The organism is Microvirgula curvata, from assembly GCF_054781615.1.
Window position 1 is genome coordinate 307,762 of the sequence record NZ_BAAGUB010000036.1, and the last position, 22,433, is coordinate 330,194.

The 22,433-nt window shown below is 65.0% G+C and carries 15 protein-coding genes; 6 read left to right on the plus strand and 9 right to left on the minus strand.

Annotated features, from left to right (window positions below):
* Window positions 1-63 precede the first annotated feature (63 nt).
* From ACYVG8_RS18390 to recJ, 3 genes are read left to right on the plus strand one after another with little or no spacing between them, the layout of a single operon-like run.
* Window positions 64-471 (plus strand): hypothetical protein, encoded by a 408-nt coding sequence (locus tag ACYVG8_RS18390; RefSeq protein ID WP_028498235.1) that lies wholly within the window; start codon window positions 64-66, stop codon window positions 469-471.
* Window positions 468-1,481, plus strand: a complete 1,014-nt coding sequence (locus tag ACYVG8_RS18395) for a hypothetical protein (protein WP_028498236.1) — start codon at window positions 468-470, stop codon at window positions 1,479-1,481. The genes ACYVG8_RS18390 and ACYVG8_RS18395 overlap by 4 nt, the downstream gene beginning before the upstream one ends.
* A 58-nt stretch (window positions 1,482-1,539) precedes the next feature.
* Window positions 1,540-3,231, plus strand: coding sequence for a single-stranded-DNA-specific exonuclease RecJ (recJ, locus tag ACYVG8_RS18400; RefSeq protein WP_028498237.1), 1,692 nt, complete (start codon window positions 1,540-1,542; stop codon window positions 3,229-3,231).
* A gap of 354 nt (window positions 3,232-3,585) precedes the next feature.
* Here recJ and hrpA read toward each other — a convergent pair whose 3' ends face one another.
* From hrpA to ACYVG8_RS18415, 3 genes are all read right to left on the minus strand, one after another.
* Window positions 3,586-7,461 carry an ATP-dependent RNA helicase HrpA gene (hrpA, locus tag ACYVG8_RS18405; protein WP_460746515.1) on the minus strand — a complete coding sequence of 1,292 codons (3,876 nt, stop codon included), beginning with the start codon at window positions 7,459-7,461 and terminating at the stop codon, window positions 3,586-3,588.
* 65 nt (window positions 7,462-7,526) lie between these two features.
* The gene (locus ACYVG8_RS18410) at window positions 7,527-8,195 is read right to left on the minus strand and encodes a response regulator transcription factor (RefSeq protein ID WP_028498240.1); all 669 of its coding nucleotides are present in this window, start codon (window positions 8,193-8,195) and stop codon (window positions 7,527-7,529) included.
* A complete protein-coding gene (locus ACYVG8_RS18415; RefSeq protein ID WP_051528666.1) occupies window positions 8,164-10,440 on the minus strand; it encodes an ATP-binding protein in 2,277 nt (758 codons plus the stop codon). Before ACYVG8_RS18415 ends, ACYVG8_RS18410 begins: the two co-directional genes overlap by 32 nt.
* Window positions 10,441-10,617: 177 nt before the next feature.
* Between ACYVG8_RS18415 and ACYVG8_RS18420 the strand changes: the two genes are divergently transcribed.
* A complete protein-coding gene (locus ACYVG8_RS18420) occupies window positions 10,618-11,412 on the plus strand; it encodes an alpha/beta fold hydrolase (protein ID WP_460746517.1) in 795 nt (264 codons plus the stop codon).
* Here the strand turns inward: ACYVG8_RS18420 and ACYVG8_RS18425 are convergent.
* Window positions 11,409-12,014: a LysE family translocator gene (locus ACYVG8_RS18425; protein WP_107888521.1), complete on the minus strand. Its 606-nt coding sequence runs from the start codon at window positions 12,012-12,014 to the stop codon at window positions 11,409-11,411. The two genes, ACYVG8_RS18420 and ACYVG8_RS18425, sit on opposite strands and share 4 nt — an antisense overlap.
* A gap of 138 nt (window positions 12,015-12,152) precedes the next feature.
* Between ACYVG8_RS18425 and ACYVG8_RS18430 the strand changes: the two genes are divergently transcribed.
* Window positions 12,153-13,598: an aminotransferase-like domain-containing protein gene (locus tag ACYVG8_RS18430; RefSeq protein WP_460746519.1), complete on the plus strand. Its 1,446-nt coding sequence runs from the start codon at window positions 12,153-12,155 to the stop codon at window positions 13,596-13,598.
* 3 nt (window positions 13,599-13,601) lie between these two features.
* Here ACYVG8_RS18430 and ACYVG8_RS18435 read toward each other — a convergent pair whose 3' ends face one another.
* From ACYVG8_RS18435 to ACYVG8_RS18455, 5 genes are all read right to left on the minus strand, one after another.
* A complete protein-coding gene (locus tag ACYVG8_RS18435) occupies window positions 13,602-13,856 on the minus strand; it encodes a PhaM family polyhydroxyalkanoate granule multifunctional regulatory protein (protein WP_460746521.1) in 255 nt (84 codons plus the stop codon).
* An 89-nt stretch (window positions 13,857-13,945) separates the two neighbouring features.
* Window positions 13,946-16,222 carry an NADP-dependent malic enzyme gene (locus ACYVG8_RS18440; RefSeq protein WP_028498245.1) on the minus strand — a complete coding sequence of 759 codons (2,277 nt, stop codon included), beginning with the start codon at window positions 16,220-16,222 and terminating at the stop codon, window positions 13,946-13,948.
* Window positions 16,223-16,495: 273 nt separating this feature from the next.
* Window positions 16,496-17,782: a TRAP transporter large permease gene (locus ACYVG8_RS18445; protein WP_028498246.1), complete on the minus strand. Its 1,287-nt coding sequence runs from the start codon at window positions 17,780-17,782 to the stop codon at window positions 16,496-16,498.
* Window positions 17,779-18,438, minus strand: a complete 660-nt coding sequence (locus ACYVG8_RS18450; RefSeq protein WP_460746522.1) for a TRAP transporter small permease — start codon at window positions 18,436-18,438, stop codon at window positions 17,779-17,781. Before ACYVG8_RS18450 ends, ACYVG8_RS18445 begins: the two co-directional genes overlap by 4 nt.
* Window positions 18,439-18,549: 111 nt before the next feature.
* A complete protein-coding gene (locus tag ACYVG8_RS18455; RefSeq protein WP_028498248.1) occupies window positions 18,550-19,554 on the minus strand; it encodes a TRAP transporter substrate-binding protein in 1,005 nt (334 codons plus the stop codon).
* 284 nt (window positions 19,555-19,838) lie between these two features.
* Between ACYVG8_RS18455 and ACYVG8_RS18460 the strand changes: the two genes are divergently transcribed.
* Window positions 19,839-22,199, plus strand: coding sequence for a PAS domain-containing sensor histidine kinase (locus ACYVG8_RS18460; protein WP_051528667.1), 2,361 nt, complete (start codon window positions 19,839-19,841; stop codon window positions 22,197-22,199).
* Window positions 22,200-22,433: the final 234 nt, after the last annotated feature.

The following is a 22,433-nucleotide window of genomic DNA, read 5'->3' on the forward strand; positions in this document are numbered from 1 at the left end:
TCCGCACCCCGTGTGGCGGGGATCAACCCTTGTGCCGCGCGGTCTGCGGCGTCGATGGATCCCATGAAAGAACTCCTGCTTTTTCTCGGCAAACTGGTCGCCCTGTTTGTCACCGCATCCGGTTGGGTGGTGCTGTTCGGCATCGGCTGGACCTATTTCACCTACGTAAAACCGTTCTATGACGAAGCAGGTGTCATGCGGCAGCAGTTCGAGCAGGCGGTCGTGGCCGGCGATACGGTGCCGGCGCTGGAGAAGCGCTTCGCCCCGCCGCCGCCGGCTGCCGGCCATCCGCCGCTGGCGGCGCCGGAAATCGAGCGCATTCCGCCTGAAAAGGGCGGCGGCATTCCGCGCTACGTCATGCGCTGGCAGCGTACCGCCGGTCCGCTGGTGGTGTTCGGCATCGTGTTCCACTTCAGCGCCATCGCGCCGAATCCGAGCATGAACAACGGCCAGCCGTACGGGCAGCAATGACGCTGGACCTGCTGCTGCCCGGGCTGGCGTGGCCGGCCGACAATGTCAGCGACGTCACCCGCGACCTCGACCTGCCGGCACTGGGCTGGCTGCTGTCGCGGGCGACGTTGTCGCCGCACGCGACAACGGCATTCGAGGAGGTGGCCGCCGGCCTGTTCGGGCTCGAACAGGCACCGGTGGCGCGGATCGGCGGCCTGGCTGACGGTCTCGACACCCGGCAGGGGCACTGGCTGCGGGCCGATCCGGTGTTCCTGCGGCCGGAACGCGATGCACTGGTGCTGGCCGACAGCGGGATCATGCATATCGAACAGCGCGAGGCCGATGCACTGGTCGCGGCACTGAACCGTTTCTTCGTCGGGGACGGGCTGGTCTTTCATGCTCCGGCGCCGGATCGCTGGTATGTCGAGCGGCCATCGCCGTTTGGCGCCAGCTTCACCCGGCTGGAGTCGGTGATCGGTGACAATATCGACCGTCACCTGCCGCGTGGCGCCGAAGCGATGCAGTGGCACCGCTGGCTGAACGAAGTGCAGATGCTGCTGTTTGCCGAGCCGGTCAATGCCGAACGCGAAAGCGCCGGTGAGCCGGTCATCAACAGCGTCTGGTTCTGGGGCGAGGGCGACTGGCCGTCGGTCACGCCGACCTCCCGCTACCGGCAGGTGCTGGCGGATGCGCCGCTGCTGCGCGGACTGGCTTCGCTGTCCGGAGTCGAAAGCGGTACGGCGCCCTTTGCCTTTGCCGGACTGCCGGCCGGAGCGATGGACGGCGATACGCTGGTGCTGATCGACCGGCTGGAGGGCGCGGCGCAGTATCGCGATGCCTGGGGCTGGCGTGAGGCGCTGCAGGCACTGGAGCGCGACTGGTTCGTGCCGCTGGCTGCCGCGCTGCGGGCCGGCCGGCCCGGTCATCTGCGCATCCTGGTGCCGGGTCCGCGCGGTTTCAGCGCTACACTGACGCCGGCCGCGCGCTGGCAATGCTGGAAACGGCCGCGTACGCTGGCCCGATTGTTGTAATTCTTCCGCGAGCCATCGCCGTCCGCTTCCGTGGCGGCGTGGCGCGCCTGCAAAGCCTATGTCCCTGATCGTTACCCGTCCCGTACCCGAACAACTGGCCAGCCACCTGGCCGGGCAGGGCCTGTCCCCGCTGATGGCGCGGCTGTATGCGTCACGCGGTGTCGACGACGCCATCCAGCTCGACTACACCCTGACCCGGCTGCTGCCGTTCCGGCAACTGAAGAACGCCACCCGCATGGCCGCCCGGCTGGCCGATGCCATCGCCAGGCGGCAGCGCATGCTGATCGTGGCCGACTACGACGCCGACGGGGCCACCGCCTGTGCGATCGCGGTCAAGGGCCTGCGCCTGCTGGGCGGGGTGGTCGAGTTCATCGTGCCCAACCGCTTCGAATACGGTTACGGGCTGACGCCGGAAATCGTCGACCTGGCGGCGACGCGCGAGCCGGACCTGATCATCACCGTCGACAACGGCATCGCCAGCGTGGCCGGGGTCGATGCGGCACGGGCGCGCGGCATTGAAGTGCTGGTGACCGACCATCACCTGCCCGGCGACACACTGCCGGATGCGCTGATCGTCAACCCGAACCAGCCCGGCTGTCCGTTCCCGTCGCGCAACCTGGCCGGTTGCGGCGTGATGTTCTACGTGCTGATGGCGCTGCGTGCCGAGATGCGCGAGCGGGGAGTCTGGGGCGATCCGGCCGGGCAGCCCAATCTGGCGCCGTTGCTGGACCTGGTGGCGCTCGGCACGGTGGCGGACGTGGTGCGACTGGATGACAACAACCGCATTCTGGTCGAGCAGGGGCTCAAGCGCATGCGCGCCGGACGCGCCTCACCCGGCATCCGTGCACTGTTCACGGCCAGTGGCCGGCCGATCCACAAGGCATCCAGCTTCGACCTTGGCTTCATGCTCGGGCCGCGGCTGAACGCGGCCGGCCGGCTCGACGACATGCGGCTCGGCATCGAATGCCTGCTCAGCGACGATGAAGAACAGGCACTGCGACTGGCGCGCGAGCTCGACCGGCTGAACAAGGAGCGGCGGCAGATCGAACACGGCATGCAGGACGAGGCACTGGCCAAACTGGCCGAAGTCGATCCGGCCGAGCACTACACCATCTCGCTGTACCGTGACGACTGGCACCAGGGCGTGGTCGGCATTGTCGCCTCCAGGCTGAAGGAGCGTTTCCATCGTCCGGCACTGGTGTTCGCACCCGGAGACAGCGGCGAGATCAAGGGCTCGGGCCGTTCGATTCCCGGCTTCCACCTGCGCGATGCGCTGGATCTGGTCAGCAAGCGGGAACCGGGGGTGCTGAAAAAATTCGGCGGCCATGCCATGGCGGCCGGGGTGACGCTGGACGAGGCCGATTTTTCCCGCTTCGTCACCGCTTTCGAGCAAGTGGCACGCGAGTGGCTGGACGCCAGCATGCTGACCCGGCGCATTGAAACCGACGGCGCCATCGCCGCCTGCGACATGCGGCTGGAAACGGCGCTGCAGCTGGCGTCGACCGCCTGGGGCCAGGGTTTTCCGGCGCCGAGTTTCCGCGATCACTTCCGCGTGCTTGGCCAGCGCATTGTCGGCGAAAAACACCTGAAGCTGACGCTGGGCAAGGATGGCGCCGAGTTCGAGGCCATGCTGTTCAACCAGTGTGACTGGCTGCCGGAACGGATCGAGGCGGTATTCCAGCTCAATGCGAATGAATGGCGCGGAGAACAGGTATTGCAGTTGTTTGTGGATTACTGGCAGGCAGCCTGAAAATCGGAAATGGTCTGCAATGCAGGACAGTATTGCAGATGCAGGTCTGGATAATTCTGTTTAATAAATCAGAATTATCTGACTGTGTTGCGGATTGACTTCAAGCCCGTCGTTGCTGATGATTAAAGCCCTGATCAGGGTTTTCTTAATCTTTCAGGCCGGGAGGTCAAAATGGACCCGTGGGATGTTTGGGTTAATTCGTGGTGGCACGGTTGAACAGCTGGGATTTTTTACTTCCCTTCTTAACCTTCATGTAACAGGGCTGATCATCCAGCAATGGATTACGGTTTTCATTTGATGAAATCCGTTAGTCGCATGAAAAAATGGCATGGCGCAAGCCATGCCATTTCTGTGTCAGCTGCCGAGTTTCAGTTCCTGCCAGCTTTTCTCCAGCCGCTTGACCGATACCGGGTACGGCGTTTTCAGCTCCTGGGCGAACAGCGACACGCGCAGCTCCTCGATCTGCCAGCGGTAGTCGCGCAGCTGCTCCGGCGCGCCGTCGCGCGCATCGAGCTCGGCAACCTTGTCGGCCCAGCGGTTCCACAGGCCGGTGACTTCCGCGCCGCGCTGGCCGTCGCGCTGGCTGTTGGCGGCATACTTCTCCATGCGCAACTGCTTGGCCTTCAGATAGCGCGGCAGCTGCGGCAGTTGCGACCACGGTGTCGCCAGCAGGAAACCCGGGTAGACCAGTTCCCGCAGCTCGATGGCCAGTTTCGGACCGAGCTTGTGCCGTTCGGCCATCTGTACCGTCTTTGGATACTCGGCGGCAATGGCATTCAGCATCTGCGTGACCGCCTGGGTCACGGCCGGCAGCCGGGTGCGGGCGCGCTTCTTCTGCTCGTCGAAGGCCTTCTTGCTGCGCGGCAGCGCATCCTCGCCGATAAAGGCGCGGTCACAGATGCACTGGATCGCATCATCCAGCAGCGCATCGGCATTGGCGACGCCACGCAGTTGCAGGGCAATCTGGGTGAAGCCGGGCAGTCCCTTCTGCATCTGCTTCATGTGCTCTTTCAGCTCACGCTGCAGCAGGCAGATCACGCCGCGCCGATGGGCGCTCTCGGCGGCCTGCGCGGTGTCGAACAGGCGCAGGGCAATGCGCTCGTCCTCGCAGCACAGCGCCGGGAAGCCTTCCAGTTGCTGGCGACCTCGGGCGAACTTGATGCTTTCCGGCAGATCGCCGACATCCCAGGCCTGGACGTCGTCGCGCTCGAACTCGGCCGACGAGTCACGGAAGGTCAGTTGCGCTGCCGCGCCGAACTGCTTCTGCAGCGCCAGCAGATCGCGGCCCAGCCCCAGCTCCTGACGACCGTCGTCGAGCACGCGGATATTCATCTGGCAGTACGTCGGCAGCGCGGACGGATCGAAGTCGGTTGCTTCCAGTGTCAGGCCGGTCGCCTTGCGGACAAAGGCCGCCAGTTGCGGCAGGATCGGGGCGTCCTGATCCGGCTGAGAAGCAAGGAAGCGGGTGACGAAGTCCGGCACCGGCACGCAGGCACGGCGGCTCTGCTTCGGCAGTGACTTGATCAGCAGCGTGAGTTTTTCGCGGATCATGCCCGGCACCAGCCATTCCAGCCGTGCGCCGGGCAGCCGGTTCAGCACCGCCAGCGGCACGTCGACGGTCACGCCGTCGAGCGGGTGGTTGGGCTCGAAGCGGTACTTGAGCTTCAGCGGGCCGTCGTCGCTGTCCAGCGTCGGCGGAAACTGTTCTTCGGTAATGTTCTCCGCCGCGTGCTGCATCAGGTATTCGCGGGTCAGGAACAGAACCTGCGGGTCGTCGCGCTCGGCACTTTCGCGCCAGGCATCGAAGCTGCGCGTGTCGCACAGTTCGGCCGGCAGCCGTTCGTCGTAAAACGCGACCAGGGTGTCCTCGTCGACCAGCACATCCTGGCGGCGCGCCTTGTGCTCCAGTTGCTCGACCTCGCGGATCAGGCGCTGGTTGTGGCGGAAGAACGGCGCATTGCTGTTCAACTGGCCATTGGCCAGTGCTTCGCGGATAAAGATCTGCCGGGCTTCGGCCGGGTCGATGCGGCCATAGCTGACCATGCGGCGCGGCACGATATTGAGGCCGTACAGGGTCACGCGTTCGCTGGCAACCACTTCGCCGCGGGTTTTTTCCCAGTGCGGCTCGAAGTAGTGGCGCTTGACCAGGTGCAGGGCCAGTGATTCGACCCATTCCGGCTGGATCACGGCGACCGAGCGCGCATACAGGCGGCTGGTTTCGGTCAGTTCGCCGGCGATCAGCCATTTCGGCCTGGCCTTGCGCAGGCCGGAACCGGGGAAAATGTGAAAGTGGATGCCACGGGCGCCGAGGTAATCGTCGCCGTCCATGGATTTCATGCCGATATTGCCGAGCAGGCCGGTCAGCAGCGCCTTGTGCAACTGCTCGAAGGTGGCCGGGGTATCGTTGGCGCGCAGGTCGAGATCGCCGGCGATCTGCGACAGCTGGCCGTGCAGCTCGCGCCATTCGCGCATGCGCAGATGCGACAGGAAGTGGTCATGGCACAGCTGTACCAGCTGCTTGTTCGATTTCTTGTGTTTCAGGGCGTCGTCGAAGAAGTCCCACAGCGCCAGATAGCTCTGGAAATCGGACTTGTCGTCGGCAAAGCGGGCCTGCGCGCGCTCGGCGGCGTCGCGGGCGTCGAACGGCCGCTCGCGCGGGTCCTGGATCGACAGCGCGCTGACCAGGATCAGCATTTCGCGCAGGCAGTGGAAGTCGCGCGCGGCCAGCAGCATGCGGCCGATCTTCGGGTCGACCGGGATGCGTGCCAGCTCCTTGCCCAGCGGGGTCAGCTCGCCCTGTTCGGTCACCGCCCCCAGCTCGTGCAGCATGTCGTAACCATCGGCGATCAGTCGCGACGACGGCGGTTCCAGGAACGGGAAGTCGGCCACCGCGCCGAGCCGCAGCGCGGCCATGCGCAGAATGACTGCCGCCAGGTTCGAGCGGATGATTTCCGGGTCGGTGAATGCCGGGCGGGCGTTGAAGTCGTCCTCGTCGTACAGCCGCACCGCCACCCCGGCTTCGACCCGGCCACAGCGACCGGCGCGCTGGCGGGCCGCGGCCTGCGAGATTTTTTCGACCAGCAGCTGTTCGACCTTGGCGCGCGGGGTATAGCGCTTGACCCGCGCCAGACCGGTGTCGATCACGTACTTGATGCCGGGCACGGTCAGCGAGGTTTCCGCCACATTGGTGGCCAGCACGATGCGACGGCCACCGCCGGGCTTGAAAATGCGGTTCTGTTCTTCGTTGCTGAGGCGGGCGAACAGCGGCAGCACGTCGTAGCGGGTAGTGATGCGCGCCTTGCGCAGCGCCTCGGCGGTATCGCGGATTTCGCGCTCGCCGGGCAGGAACACCAGAATGTCGCCGGCGCCGAGGCGGGCGATCTCGTCGACGGCGTCGACGATGGCGTCCTCCATCTCGCGTTCGCGATCGTCCTCGTCGCGCTGGGTCAGCGGCCGGTAGCGGATCTCGACCGGATAGGTGCGGCCGGACACCTCGATGACCGGGGCGCCATTGAAATGGCGGCTGAAGCGGTCGGCGTCGATGGTAGCCGAGGTGATGATCACTTTCAGGTCCGGGCGACGCGGCAGCAACTGCTTGAGGAAACCGAGCAGGAAGTCGATGTTCAGCGAGCGCTCGTGCGCTTCGTCGATGATGATGGTGTCATAGGCGGACAGGAAGCGGTCGGTCTGGGTTTCGGCCAGCAGGATGCCGTCGGTCATCAGCTTGATGAAGCTGGCGTCCGAGGTGCGGTCGGTGAAGCGGACCTTGAAGCCGACCAGCTCGCCGATGCTGGAGTGCAGTTCGTCGGCGATGCGGCTGGCAACGGCGCGTGCGGCCAGGCGTCGTGGCTGGGTATGGCCGATCAGCCCGCGCGTGCCGCGGCCGAGGGCCAGGCACAGCTTGGGAATCTGCGTGGTCTTGCCGGAGCCGGTTTCGCCGCAGACGATGACCACCTGGTGCTTGTCGATGGCGGCAAGCAGCGTGTCCTTCTTCTGGTTGACCGGCAGGATCGGGTCGAACTCGGGTTCCGGCAGCCGGGCACGGCGTTCGGCGACGCGGGCGGCCGAGCGTCCGGCCTCGGCCTGCAGCTGCGCGGCCAGGCGTTCGGCGGGCTTGCCGGCCTTCAGCCGGTCGGCGAGTTCACGGCGACGACGGGTCAGCGCCTGGCGGTCGCGGGCGGTGCAATCGGCTATCAGTCGGTCGATCGGGTCGAGCAGTTCGCGGGACATCGGCGGCAAAGTCAGGGGCAAAACGGGCCATTATACGCGCCGGCCGCGGTCCGGCACGGTCCGGCTCAAGCCGGGCCGCTGGCCAGTCGTTCGGCCAGTCGCTGGTCGGACAGCGCCATCAGGTACAGCCGCACCAGATCGGCCAGGGTCAGCACTTCGAGTTTGCTGTAGACGTTGGCGCGGTGCGCCTCCACCGTGCGCGGCGACAGGTCGAGAATCAGCGCGATCTCGCGGCTGGAGCGGCCATCGACGATATAGCGCAGGATTTCCAGTTCGCGCCGGGTCAGCCGGGTCAGCTGCTCCTCGATTTCGCGGGTCTGGGTCAGCTTGACGTGGCGGTCGATGCTGCTCTGGATGCCGCGCCGCACGGCATTGACCAGGGCCAGCTCGTCGATCGGCTTGGTCAGAAAGTCGATGGCGCCGGCCTTGAACGCGCGACTGCATTGCTGGACATCGCCATGACCGGTCAGAAACACCACCGGCACGTCGATGCCTTCCTCGTTCAGTGCCTGCTGGAGTTCCAGCCCGCCCATGCCGGGCATGCGCAGGTCGAGTACCAGGCAGCCGATCTGGCCGGGCTGGTAGGCATCGAGGAACTGGCGCGCCGATGCATACGGCACGGCCTGCAGGCCGTGGGAACGCAACAGCAGGGTGACCGAGTCGAGGACGGCGGGGTCGTCGTCGACGACGTGGATGGTCGGATCACGTGGAGTAGGGGAGGCTGGACTGAGCATTCGGGCTGGAATCGGCTGATGGTCGGCTGGCGACCGGGATTTCAATGGTGAACAGGGCGCCACCGGCGCTGCGGTTGCTGGCCCTGATGGAACCTTCGAACGATTCGACGATGGACTGGCAGATGGTCAGGCCCAGGCCCATCCCCGACGATTTGGTGGTAAAGAACGGATGGAACAGGCTTTCCAGCGTTTCCGTGTTGAGCCCGGTGCCATTGTCGCCGACTTCCAGTTGCACATGCTTTGCGCTGGCTCGGGTTCGGATGAAAATTCGTCCCCAGGGCTCGATTGGCTTGATCGCGTCCAGTGCGTTGCGCAGCAGGTTCAGCACGACTTGCTCCATCTGGATCGAATCGGCCTCGACCAGCGGCAGCGGCTCGGTCAGGTCGGTATCGATGGTGACGGCCGCGCTGCGCAGGTCGAAATCGGCCAGCGCCAGCACGTCGCTGATCAGGCGGTTCAGGTCCAGTGTTGCCCGCTGGGTGGACTGGCGCGAAACAAAGGCCCGCAGCCGCTTGATGATTTCCCCGGCACGCTGTGCCTGGTTGGCCGTCGCGCGGATCGCATGGCGGATGGTGTCGAACTCCGGTTCCTCGTCCGCCAGCAATCGCAGTGCCGCTTGATTGTAGTTGACGATGGCCGTCAGTGGCTGGTTGATTTCATGGGCGATGCCGCTCGCCATTTCTCCCATGGTATGCAGCCGGGCAACATGGGCCAGATGGGTTTCGTGTTCGCGCAGGCGGCGCTGGCTTTCTTCCAGCGCGGCGCGGGCGCGCAGGCGGACCGGGCCCATATTGCGGAAGGCGAACACGGCGCCGGTGACATTGCCGGCCGGATCGAACAGCGGCGACACATTGCCTTCCAGCAGCAATTCCTCGCCATTGGCCTTGATCATCAGGCTGTTGTCGGCCAGATCGATGGCATGGCCGGTCGACAGGCTGAGGGTGAACGGATTGGCCGGAATGGCCTGGGCAAAGTCGTAGCGCAGCCGCACCACGTCATCGACCAGGCGACCGACCGCCTCGGCCTCGATCACCCCGCTCAGCGCCGAGGCCATCGGGTTCACATATTCGATGCGCCGGTCGATGCCGAAGGTGATCACGCCATCGTTGATCGCCTGCAGCGTGACGCTGGCCCGCTCGCGGCTCTTGAACAGCTCGGCGGTGGCCTGGCGGGCGACGCGGCGGTGCTCGGCACGCTGCAGCAGAAACAGCACGCCAAGGAATACGGCAGTCAGATTGGTCAGCGTCAGCAGCGCGAACGGCAGCATGTTCAGCTGCACCGGGGTGATGGTGCGGCTGACGGTCAGCTCGAACGGCTGGTGGCGGCTGGACAGATTGCGGCTGTACTTCAGCGTGAACAGCGAAATCATCGGTCCCGGCGGCGCCAGGCGTCCGTTGTCGTACAGCAGGGCGCCGGGGTGGCTTTTCGGCAGCTGGTGATGCCACAGCGCAATGTGGTCCTGGTTGCGGTCGAGGCCGAGCGTGGCCAGCAGCCGCTCGGTGTTGACCAGCAGCATCAGCAGGCTGTCCGATCCGCTGGACGAGTAATGCGGGATGCCGTGGGTCTCGATGATCTTGCTGAACGCGTAGCTGCGGCCGCCTTCTATCTGGGTGAAGCCCTGTGACGGCACCATCACGCCGGAGGTCAGGGCGGCCGTGATCGAATCGCGCAGCGCGCTGTCGTGATAGGCATCCAGTCCGATGATCGGGCGGGCGGCAATGATGTCCGGCTCGATCAGGGTGATCGGGTAGTACAGGTCGCGTGGCGGTGCGTCACGCAGTGGTGACGGCCGCTTGCCGGCAAAGTCGCGGATATGGAACGGCCGGCCGATTTCGGCGCTCATGTCGGCCTCGAAGCGCGCCCGTTCCTTGCCGTCGACCCGGCGCAGCAGCTCGATGGTGTACAGGTGCGGATTCAGCCGCAGCATGGCGGCGGAAAAGCGCCGGACCTGTTCGAACGACAGGCGGTCGAAGGTGCCGAACAGCGCCGACAGGCCATTGAGCACGCCTTCGTTGCGGTCGAAGCGTTGCGACAGCTGCAGGTACAGCTCTTCCGTGTCCTGGACGAACTTGCGCTGCAGGCGCTGGTGTTCGAGCTTGTACCAGCCGATGCCGGTCACCAGTTCCATGACCAGCCAGACTGCGCCGGCCAGCAGCCAGTAGCGCGTGGGCAGTGTCCGCAAGGCTTCGCCGAGACGGGGACGTTCGGGTCTGTCGCGTGGCAGGTTCTTTTTCAGGGGGCCCATGCAGGTACGGCTTCCGACAGGACCAAGACACGCGGATCATGACAAAAGCCGGAGAGCGGCTCAATGGTTAATTCCGTTTGTCCGGACCGGCGCGACCGTTTTTTCGGGTCCGGCATGCCGGACCCCGGATTCCGGGTGCTAGACTGTCAGACAATAATTGAACGATTGTTTGAATTCATGCGTGAACTGATCCATTTTGCCCATGCCAACAGCTACCCGGCCGGCTGCTACCGCAAGCTGCTGGAGACGCTGGGCCACCAGTACGATATCGCCTGTATCGAGCGCATCGGCCACGACCCGCGCTTTCCGGTCAGTGACAACTGGCCGCATCTGACCGACGAACTGATCCAGTCGGTCGAACGCCTGGGGCGGCCGGTCTATGGCGTGGGTCACTCGCTGGGCGGCGCCCTGACCGTACTGGCTGCGCTGAAGCGGCCGGAGTTGTTCGCGGGCGTGGTGATCCTCGATTCGCCCATCCTGTCGGGCTGGCGCTCGCGCGGACTGTGGCTGGCCAAGCGGCTGGGCCGGATCGAGCGGGTCACGCCGGCCCATATCGCGCTGGGGCGGCGCGACCAGTTCGACAGCGTCGAGGCAATGCATGCCCACTTCGCCAGAAAGCCGCTGTTCGCCCGCTTCGACCCCGAGGTGCTGGACGACTATGTCCGCTTCGGCAGCGAACCGAGTGGCGACGGTGTCCGGCTGACCTTCCGCCCGGAGATCGAACACAAGGTGTACTGCACGCTGCCGCATATCTTTCCGCGCATCGCCCGTCCGCTGGCCATGCCGGCGGTGTATCTGGCCGGTGCCGCATCCGATGTCATCGGCCCGGCCGATCTGCGCTTCGTCGAGCGCCGGTTCGGCATGCGCGTCGAACCGGTGCCCGGCAGTCACCTGTTTCCGCTGGAGCTGCCGCAGGGAACCGCCGAGGAGATTCTGCGCGTGCTGGCGGCCATGTCCCGCCAGCCCGGTTAGGCCAGCGCCGGCAACTCGTCCACCAGCAGCCACAGTGCCGTTGCCGCCATCAGCGTCGCCATTACCGTATTGAACACGCGCAGGGCGGCCGGGCTGGACAGCCAGTGGCGCAGCCGGTCGCCGGCCAGCGCCCATACCGCGATGCACGGCAGGTTGATCGCCGCGCAGACCAGGCCCAGCCACAGTGCCGTCGCCGGGTCGTGGCCGTCGCGCGGCATGAACAGGATGGCGGCGTTCAGCACCATGATCCAGGCTTTCGGGTTCACCCACTGGAACAGGGCGGCGCCGAACAGGCTCATCGGCCGGGCGCTGTCGCGCGCTTCCGGGCTGCCTGCGCGCAGGATCTGCCATGACAGCCACAGCAGGTAGACACAGCCGGCGACCGCCAGCGGCAGGCGGACCGAATCCATGCCGGCCAGGATGAAGACCAGCAGCGTGGCGGTCAGCGTGACCTGCACCGCATGGCCGATGCTGACGCCGAAGACGTGCGGCAGGGTACGCTGGAAGCCGAAATTGACTCCCGAGGTGGCCAGCATCAGGTTGTTCGGGCCGGGGGTGATCGACATCACCGCGACATAGCTCAACAGGGCGAAATCCAGCATGGCAGGGATCCTTTGGTAGATGGACACCATGGTAAAAGGCCCCGCCGGATGGTTACAGATCCAGTAATAACGTATTGTATTGGTGCCAATTGCATTTGTTTTCAACTGTAACCCGTGTTTTGCCACCGGATTGTCACCATGAATACGACCGCCACCCCCGACCTGCCGTACTACCTGCGCGTTGCCGACGAACTCGGCGATGCCATCCTGCGCGGGACGCTGGCGCCGGGCAGCCGTCTGCCATCGGTGCGACAGGCGTCGCAAAGCCGGCAGTTGAGCCTGAACACGGTGGTGGCTGCCTACCGCACGCTGGAGGATCGCGGGCTGGTCGAGGCGCGTCCGCAGTCCGGCTACTACGTGCGTGCCCGGCTGCCGTCGCCGCGTGGCGCGCTCGGCTCGCCGGTGGCCGAACCGGCCCGGGCCACCTCGGGCGACGTGCTCGACCTGATCGGGGCGGTACTGGGCTCGCAGCAGCGGCCGGACTTTATCGATCTGGCGCTGGCCTGTCCGCGCGGCGGCGATTTCTACCCGGGCGGCAAGCTCGCCCGCATCCTGTCCGGCCTGCTGCGCCGGCAGCCGGAACTGATCAGCACCTATTCGATGCCGCCGGGGTCGGAACGCCTGCGGCAGCAGATTGCCCGGCGCGGGCTCGACCTCGGCATGACGCTGGCTCCGGACGATATCGTGCTGACGCATGGCTGCATGGAAGGACTGCAACTGGCGTTGCGCGCCGTGACCCGGCCGGGCGGGACGGTCGGGCTGGAGTCGCCCACCTATTTCAATCTGCTGCCGTTGCTGGCCAGTCTCGGACTCAAGGCGGTGGAGATTCCAACCGATCCGCAACACGGCATGTCACTGGATGTGCTGGAGCTGCTGCTGTCGGAAAAGCGGCTGGATGCGGTGGTGGCCATGCCGAACGTGCACAATCCGCTCGGCTTCAGCATGTCGCTGACGGCCAAGCAGCGGCTGGCGCGACTGGTCAACGACTACCGGGTACCGCTGATCGAGGACGCGCTGTATGCCGAGCTGCAGTTCGCGCCGGCGCTGGCCCCGGCGGCCAAGGCGTTCGACCGCAATGGCTGGATCATTGTCTGCGCCAGCTATACCAAGACGCTGGCGCCGGACTTCCGGGTAGGCTGGGTCGAGGGCGGGCGCTTTGCCGCCGACATTCGCCGGCTCAAGTTCAGCTCGTCGGTCGCCGAACCGGCGGTACTGGCGGAAACGATCGGGCTGTTTCTGGAATCGGGCGGCTACGACCATCACCTGCGCAACCTGCGCCGGCGCTACGCCGACCAGGTCGAGCGGCTGCGCGGCATGGTCGGTGAATTTTTCCCGGTCGGCACGCGGGCGACGTCGCCAAGCGGCGGCTTTCTGGTGTGGGTGGCGTTGCCGGAGCAGGTGGATACCGTGGCCTTGTGCCACGCGGCGCTGGCCGAACGCATCAGCGTCATGCCGGGCACGATGTACTCGCCGTCCGGCCGCTACGCGAATGCGATGCGGCTGTCGTGCTGCTATCCGCTCGACGCCCGCTACAGCGCCGCGCTGGCACGGGTCGGCGAGCTGGCAAAGCAGCAACTGGGCTGAGCGTCAGCGCGGCGGGGCGTCGTCCCGGGGCTTCAGCGCTGCAATCGCCGCCTTCTGCATTTCCAGTGCCTTGATCTGCATCGACAGCATGCCCATGCTCATGGTCAGCCAGTTTTCGATCACGCGCAGTTCGCCTATCTTGCGTTCGATTTCCTCCTCGCTCAGCGGGGGCATGAACGGCTGCATCGGACTGCCACCCTGCGGCCAGAACTGGCGCAGGAAAGCAAACGGATCGGACGGGTTGAAATCGGCGCTCATGACGGCTCCAGGCAGTTTGAACCAAAGAAAAACGGGCAACCCGCAAGGGGTTGCCCGTTCAGTATAGCCCTGGTGCCGGCCGGCGAGGATTACGCCTGTTCGATCGCCCCGACAGCGGCGATGGCCACCATGTTCAGGATGCGGCGGACCGACGAGATCGGCGTCACGATGTGGACCGACTTCGACAGGCCCATCAGGATCGGGCCGATGGTCACGCCGTCGGAAGCCGACACGCGCAGCAGGTTGTAGCTGATGTTGGCGGACTCGACGTTCGGCATCACCAGCAGGTTGGCGCTGCCCTTCAGCGGGCTGTCCGGCATGGCCTGGGCACGGATGTGCTCGACCAGAGCGGCATCACCCTGCATTTCGCCGTCGACTTCCAGGTCCGGCTGGCGTTCGCGGATCAGGTCCAGCGCGTCGCGCATGGTCTGGGCCGAGCACAGGGTGCCGCTGCCGAAGCTCGAATGCGACAGCAGGGCCACCTTCGGCGCGATGCCGAAGCGGTGCATTGCCTGGGTGGCCATGCGGGTGATGTCGGCGATCTGCTCCGCGCTCGGTGCCGGGTTCACGTAGGTGTCGGTGACGAAGATGTTGCCGGTCGGCAGCAGCAGCGCGTTCATCGCGCCCAGCGTCGGGCAGTCATCGGCCATCGGGATCACCTGACGGATCAGCTCGAGGTGCATCGGGTAGGTACCGAAGGTACCGCACACCATCGCGTCGGCTTCGCCGCGGCGAACCATCAGCGCGCCGATCAGCGTGGTCTTGCGCGACACTTCGCGACGGGCCAGCTCGTGCGACACGCCCTGGCGCTTCATGATCTCGTAGTACTCGCTCCAGTATTCCTTGAAGCGCGGATCGTTTTCGTTGTTGACCAGCTCGAAGTCGATGCCCGGGCGCAGCTTCAGGCCCAGCTTCTCGATACGCTGTTCGACCACCGACGGCCGGCCGATCAGGATCGGGAAGGCGAGGCCGGTCGACACGATTTCCTGGGTGGCGTGCAGGATGCGTTCGTCTTCACCCTCGCACAGCACGACGCGCTTCTTGTCCTTCTTGGCCGCGGCGAACACCGGCTTCATGAACAGGTTCGTCTTGTAGACGAACTGGGTCAGCTTCTCGATGTACGCATCCATGTCCTCGATCGGACGGGTGGCGACACCGGAATCCATGGCGGCCTGGGCGACGGCCGGCGCGATCTTGATGATCAGGCGCGGGTCGAACGGCTTCGGAATCAGGTATTCCGGGCCGAAGCTCAGTTCCTGGTTTTCGTAGGCGCTGGCGACCACGTCGTTCTGCTCGGCCATGGCCAGATCGGCAATGGCGCGCACGCAGGCGAGCTTCATTTCCTCGTTGATCGTCGTCGCGCCGACGTCGAGCGCGCCACGGAAGATGAACGGGAAGCAGAGTACGTTGTTGACCTGGTTCGGGAAGTCCGAACGGCCGGTGCAGATGATGGCGTCCGGGCGGGCTTCCTTCGCCAGCGGCGGCAGGATTTCCGGTTCCGGGTTGGCCAGGGCCAGGATCAGCGGATGCGCGGCCATGGTCTTGACCATTTCCGGCGACACCAGTCTCGGGCCGGACAGGCCGAGGAAGATGTCGGCATCGACCATCGCGTCGGCCAGCTTGCGCATGCCGTTGTCGTCGATGGCGAAGCGGGCCTTGGACGGATCGAGCTTCTCGTCACGACCCTTGAAGATCACGCCCTTCGAGTCGCAGGCGATGATGTTCTTCGGCTGCAGGCCGAGGGCCACCAGCAGGTCGAGGCAGGCAATGGCGGCGGCACCGGCGCCGGACACCACCAGGCGTACCGAGCCGATGTCCTTGCCGACCACGCGCAGGCCGTTGAGCACGGCGGCAGTGGTGATGATCGCGGTACCGTGCTGGTCGTCGTGGAACACCGGAATGTTCATCTTCTCGCGACACTTCTTCTCGATGTAGAAGCACTCCGGCGCCTTGATGTCTTCAAGGTTGATGCCGCCGAAGGTCGGTTCCAGCGAGGTGATGATGTCGACCAGCTTGTCCGGATCGTGCTCGTCGACTTCGATGTCGAACACGTCGATGCCGGCGAACTTCTTGAACAGGACGCCCTTGCCTTCCATGACCGGCTTGCCGGCGAGTGCGCCGATATTGCCCAGGCCCAGCACGGCCGTGCCGTTGGAGATCACGGCGACGAGGTTGCCACGCGCGGTCAGGGTGTTGGCTTCAGCCGGGTTTTCCACGATGGCGTCGCAAGCGGCGGCGACCCCGGGGGAATAGGCGAGCGCAAGGTCACGCTGAGTGGCGAGCGGCTTGGTCGGCGAGACCTGGATCTTGCCGCCAGTGGGGAAACGGTGATAGTCGAGGGCGCTCTGGCGCAGTTGCTCGTCCATGAAAGACACTCCTGGTTGAGGCTTTTCGGTTGTGAACACGGTGGTATTGTTGTCTGACAAGTTCGCCGCGAGCCGACCATTATAGCCATTCAGCGGCGTGACAAGCCATTGGTATGACCGATTTTGATTTCGGTCACCGGATGGCCAGAAAAACGTCAAATGTCAGATATTGAAAATGCATGAAAGATAACGCACGCGGGCGGCCAGAAAAATGACCGCCCGCGCGCCGGACTGTGCGTCAGTCCCGCCGTGGCGGGGACGGGCAGCGCAGGATCACGACATCATGCCCAGCGTTCTCGGCAGCCACAGCGAGATGGCCGGCACATAGGTGATCAGCACCAGGAAGCCGAGCATGGTCAGCAGCCATGGCCAGACCGCCTTGGTCAGCTCGGTGATGCCCATCTTGGTGATGCCGCTCGCCACGTAGAGGTTCAGCCCCACTGGCGGGTGGCACATGCCGACTTCCATGTTGACCACGATCAGGATGCCGAAGTGGACCGGATCGATGCCGAGGTGCATGGCCATCGGGAACAGGATCGGCGCCATGATCAGCACGATCGACGACGGTTCCATCACGTTGCCCGCCAGCAGCAGCAGCACGTTCACCACCAGCAGGAAGGCGATCGGTCCCATGCCCTGGTTCAGCATCCATTCCGCCATGTTCTGCGGAATCTGCTCGCTGGTCATCAGGAACGAGAACAGCACGGCATTGGTGATGATGTATAGCAGCATCGCCGACATGTTGGCCGAGTCGAGCAGCACTTTCGGCACCTGGCTCAGCTTCATGTCCTTGTACACGAACACCGCGACGAAGAACGCGTACACCGCACTCATGGCCGCGGCCTCGGTCGGCGTGAAGATGCCGGTATAGATGCCGCCGATGACCACCACGATCAGCAGCAGACCCCAGATCGACTCGCGCAGCGCGTGCAGCCGCTGCGATGCCGACGCCTTGGCCAGGCGCGGATAGCCGAACTTGCGGGCACGCCACCAGGTGGTCACGCCGAGCAGCGTGGCCAGCAGCAGGCCCGGGATCACGCCGGCCATGAACAGTTGTCCGACCGAGGTGTTGGTGGCGACCGAATACATCACCATGACGATGGACGGCGGAATCAGGATGCCGAGCGCGCCCGAGGTGGTGATGACACCGGCGCCGAAGCGCGGCGGGAAGCCCTGCTTGATCATCGCCGGCAGCAGGATGGAGCCGATGGCGACCACGGTTGCCGGCGACGAGCCGGACACGGCGGCGAACAGGGCGCAGGCCAGCACGCCGGCCAGGCCCAGACCGCCATGCCAGTGGCCGACCATGCTGGTGGCGAAACGGATCATCCGCCGTGCCACACCGCCGTGGGTCAGGAAGTTGCCGGCGAGGATGAAGAACGGAATCGCCATGATTTCGAACTTCTCGATGCCGGTGAACAGCTTCAGCGCCACCGACGTGATCGGCACGTCGGTCATGGTGAACAGGAAGGTCAGTACGGTCAGACCGAGCGAAATCGAGATCGGCATGCCGGTCAGCATCAGCACGATCAGCAAGGTGAAGATAATCAGCGCGCTCACGATTTGTTCTCCTTGTCGTCGTCACGACGCTGCTTGTCCCACGCCTCGTCGGACAGGCCGGCATGGCCGTGTTCGCGTTCTTCGGCGATCTGGATCGCTTCGCCGATGCTGACTTCGTCTTCGTCGTCCATGCCTTCGACATGGCTGTGGTCATGGTGCGGCAGCTCGCCGGTGCGGATGAAGTTCCACGCCACCTGCAGGAAGCGGAAGCACATCAGGTAGGAACCGACCGGGATGGCCAGATAGACGATCCACATCGGCAGTTCCAGGTCGGCCGAGGTCTGTTCGGTGTGGCCGATTTCCCAGACAAAGTCCGCGCCCAGCGTGCCGACGGTGGCGGTGAACAGCGCACCGGCCAGCAGGCCGAAGATCACGAACTTGTTGCGGTTCGGCGTGGACAGCTTGTTGATCAGCACATCGACACCGACGTGGATGCCGGTACGCACGCCATAGGCGGCGCCGAACTTGGCCATCCACACGAACATGTAGATGCAGAGTTCCTGCGCCCAGCTGAGATGAATGTGGGTGAGATAGGGCTGCAACGCATCGATACCCATGCCGTAGCGGTGTACCACCGCGACGAAAATGAGCAGGGTTGCGGCCCCCATGAGAAAGGCGATCAGCCATTCCTCAAGGTGGTCGAGAAATTTGAGCATGACGGTATCCGGTCGCAGATCACTGCGAAGAGCGGGTATCGGAGGACGCCGGCGCCCGCGGCGGGACGGAAAACCGTCCGCCGTTCGTGTCGGGGCGCCGGGGCAGGGGGCTTACTGCGCCGGGTTGAAGCCGGTGTCCTTGTAGATCGCCTTGATCAGGTCCGGACCGATGCGGTCGGACATCTTCTGATGCACCGGCACCAGCGCCTTCTTGAACGCGGCACGTTCGGCCGGCGTCGGCGTGTAGACCTGGGTCTTGCCGCTGGCCTTGACCCGCGCTAGGTCGTCGTTGTTTTCCTTCTCGGCGATCTGGTTCGCGTAGGTGGTGGCGTCACGCATCGCGCCTTCCAGCGTGGTGCGCACGTCGCCCGGCAGGCCGTCCCAGAACTTCTTGTTCACGATCACCGCATAGCCGAGGTAGCCGTGGTTGGTCAGGGTCAGGTTCTTCTGCACTTCGTGCATCTTCTGGGTGTAGAAATTCGAGATCGGGTTCTCGGTGCCGTCGACCACGCCGGTCTGCAGCGCCTGGTACACCTCGGAGAACGCCATCACCTGCGGCATGGCGCCGAGGGCGCGGACTTCTTCTTCCAGCACCTTGGACGACTGGATGCGCAGCTTCAGGCCCTTCATGTCGGCCGGCGTCTTCATCGGGCGGTTGGACGAGAAGCTCTTGAAACCGTTGTCCCAGAATGCCAGGCCCTTGATGCCCTTGGGTTCCAGCTTGGCCAGCAGCTGCTTGCCGATCGGGCCCTGGGTCACTTTGTGCAGGTCGTTGTAGTCGTCAAAGATGTACGGCAGGTCGAACACCTCGAACTCCTTGGCGCCCAGCGGGCCGAACTTGGCCAGCGACGGGGCCAGCATCTGCACCGCGCCCAGCTGCAGCGCCTCGAGCTCTTCCTTGTCCTTGTACAGCTGGCTGTTCGGGTAGACCTGGACCTTGACCTTGCCCTTGGTGCGTTCTTCGGCCAGCTTCTTGAAGTACTCGGCAGCCTTGCCCTTCGGGGTGTTCACGGCCACGACGTGGCTGAACTTGATGACGATTTCGCCGGCGGCGACGGCGGCTTGCGACAGACCGAGGCCGAGCGCGACGGTCAGGGCGGCTAGTTTGAGTTTCATTCCTGTCTCCATAATTTGTAGAACTATCAGGGTGTTGTTGTTGTGTGTCATGCGAGTGTCCTTTTGTCGGACACTGGGCGGAACATAGTGTGCACAAGACCGGATGGCTATTAGGGAATGCCCTAATGGAATAATAATTATGCTTCCGGACTGGCCGCTGCCGCCCTGCCCGCCGCGGCCGGGCGCGCTACAATTGCCGCCCCGATCACTGAAACGCCGTCCCGTTGCCCCCTGTCTCCGGCGACGCCGGATCAGCCTGTCGCCACCGGCCGGATGGACTCGCCATGCCCCATGCAAGCAATCAGCAGCCTGAAAAGAACAAACCGCGCCGCTGGCGCCCGACGTTCTCGCTGGCCGATTCGCGCGGCGTGGTCTGGTTGCCGACGGCGGCGCTGAGCGTGCTGCTGCTGGTGCTCGGCCTGCTGGGCGCGGCGGTCTGGCGCGACTGGGAAGACGAGCGTCGCGACACGCTGATCCAGGACATCCTGTGGCTGGAACAGGCATTCCGCCTGCGCTTCGACTCGCTGGAAGAGTGGAGCGGCATGATCGGCAGCGAGATTGCCAAGCGCGACATGACGGAAAGCCATTTTTCCGCCGCGGCGAAACTGCTGATCCGGGAAAACCCCGAAATCGCCCGCATCGAGCGGCTGGATACCGACGGTCATGTGCGCTGGCATATCGGCCGCTTTGTCGATGTCCCGCAGCAGGGCGGCGACAAGGGCGGGCGCTACTCGCTGCTCGACACGCTGGACGTGGCACGCCGGCTGACCGAACCAAGCTACAGCGATGTGTACCGGCTGGCCGATCATGAACCGCTGGTCGACCTGGTGGCGCCGATCTATATCGGCAAGCAGTTCGCCGGCGGCATCCGGCTGACCTTCAGCCTCAGCCAGTTGCTGTACCACCAGGTGCCGTGGTGGATCGGGCAGAAATACCAGATCAGTGTGGTCGACCTCGGCGGCGAGGTGCTGGCGACCAAATTCCAGCTGGCCGAGCGGCCCGGCGCGCTGAGCCATGAAATCGAATTCACCCCGCCCGGGCACGGGTTGCGGCTGAAGGCGACCGCCTACCGGGTCGGCGTCGGCATGGCGATGCCGGTGCTTGGCGGCGTGTCCCTGCTGCTGATGGCGCTGCTGGTCGCCAGCCTGTGGAAGATCCGCCTCGACATCAAGACCCGCAACCGGGTCGAGCGTGCGCTGCGGCGCGAAATGGCGCTGCGCAGCGCGATCGAAAACTCGATGAAAAACGGCCTGATCGCGATCGACCTCAGTGGCCGCATCACCCGCGTCAACCGCGCGCTGTGCGACATGCTTGGCGTGCCGGCCGAGATGCTGGTCGGCCAGGCGCCGCCGTATTCCTTCTGGCCGGCCGACCGCCAGGCTGACCTGGACGAGATGCTGACCCGCATCGCCGAGGACCGCATCCCCAGCCTGGGCTTCGAGCTGCTGTTCGAGCGGCGCAATGGCGGACGTTTCGACGTGCGGCTGTACCTGACGCCGCTGGTGGACGAGGGCGGCCGGCAGACCGGCTGGCTGGCGAGCTTCTATGACATCACCGAACACAAGCGCAAGCGGATGGCGGTGGCCGCGGCGCAGGAACGGCTGGCGACGGTGCTCAACGGGCTGGATGCGCCGGTGTGCGTCAGCCGCTGCGTCGACCGGCAACTGCTGTTCTCCAACCGCGCCTTCGAGGAAAACATGGTTCGGGCCGAGCAGGATGCCCCGTTCTGCGTGGTACTGCCGTGGCCGCGCGACACGCGCAACGACGAGGACGTGATCGATTGCGAGCTGACTTTCCCGGGGTCGCCGCGCGTGTACCAGATTCACCGCCGACGCATCGAATGGGTTGATGGCGAGGCGGCATGGCTCGGCATTTATGCCGACATCACTGAATCCAAGCGGCTGGCCGAACGCGAACGCCAGCACGCCGAGAAGCTGCAGAGTACCGCGCGGCTGGTCACCATGGGCGAGATGGCGTCCACGCTGGCGCACGAGATCAACCAGCCGCTGGCGGTGATTGCCACCTATTCGACCGGCTGCCTGAAGAAGATGGACCTGCCCGGTTTCGACCGCGAGCAGTTGCGTGCGCCGCTGGAGAAAATCGCCGAGCAGGCGCGCCGCGCCGGCCAGATCGTTCACGGCATTCGCGGCTTTGTGAAAAAACGGGCACCACAGCTGGCGCCAGTGGACATCAATGCCGTGGTCGAGTCGGTGCTGACGCTGGCCGGGCCGGTGATGCGCGTGCAGGGCGTGCGGCTGGAGGCCTCGCTGTCCGAATGCCGGGCCGCCGACGTCGACCGGGTGCTGATCGAGCAGGTGCTGCTGAACCTGGTCAACAACGCGGTCGAGGCGATGCGCGATGCCGGCATCGCCAAGCCGATGCTGTCGATCTGCACCCGCGAGGCCGGCAGCATGGTCGAGGTCGAGGTGACCGACAACGGCCCGGGTATCGCGCCGGAACTGGCCGAGCAGCTGTTCATGCCGTTCTTTACCACCAAGGCCGAGGGCATGGGCATCGGCCTGAACATCTGCCGTTCGGTGATCGAGTACCACCGCGGCGAGTTCGAACTGGAGCCGGCCCCGGGCGGCGGCTGTCGCTTCCGCTTCCGCCTGCCGGTAAGGCTGGAAACGGCTGGGGTGGTTTGAGGCGGGGCGTGGCGGGAAAGCCTCGGGAGTGGGATAGACAAGAGAAACCGGTGATCCCCAAAAGCCCCTCGCAAGAGGGGCTTTTGTTATCGGTAAAAGTGTGGTTAATTCCGCGCCCGTCCCTGCCGTCATCGCAGTAGCCGGTGACTGCAAACGCCCCCTCCGGCAGAACAGATGAAGCCAAAGCGACGGATGGCGGTATAATCGCCGGCTTCTCTGGCCATCCGTACGAAT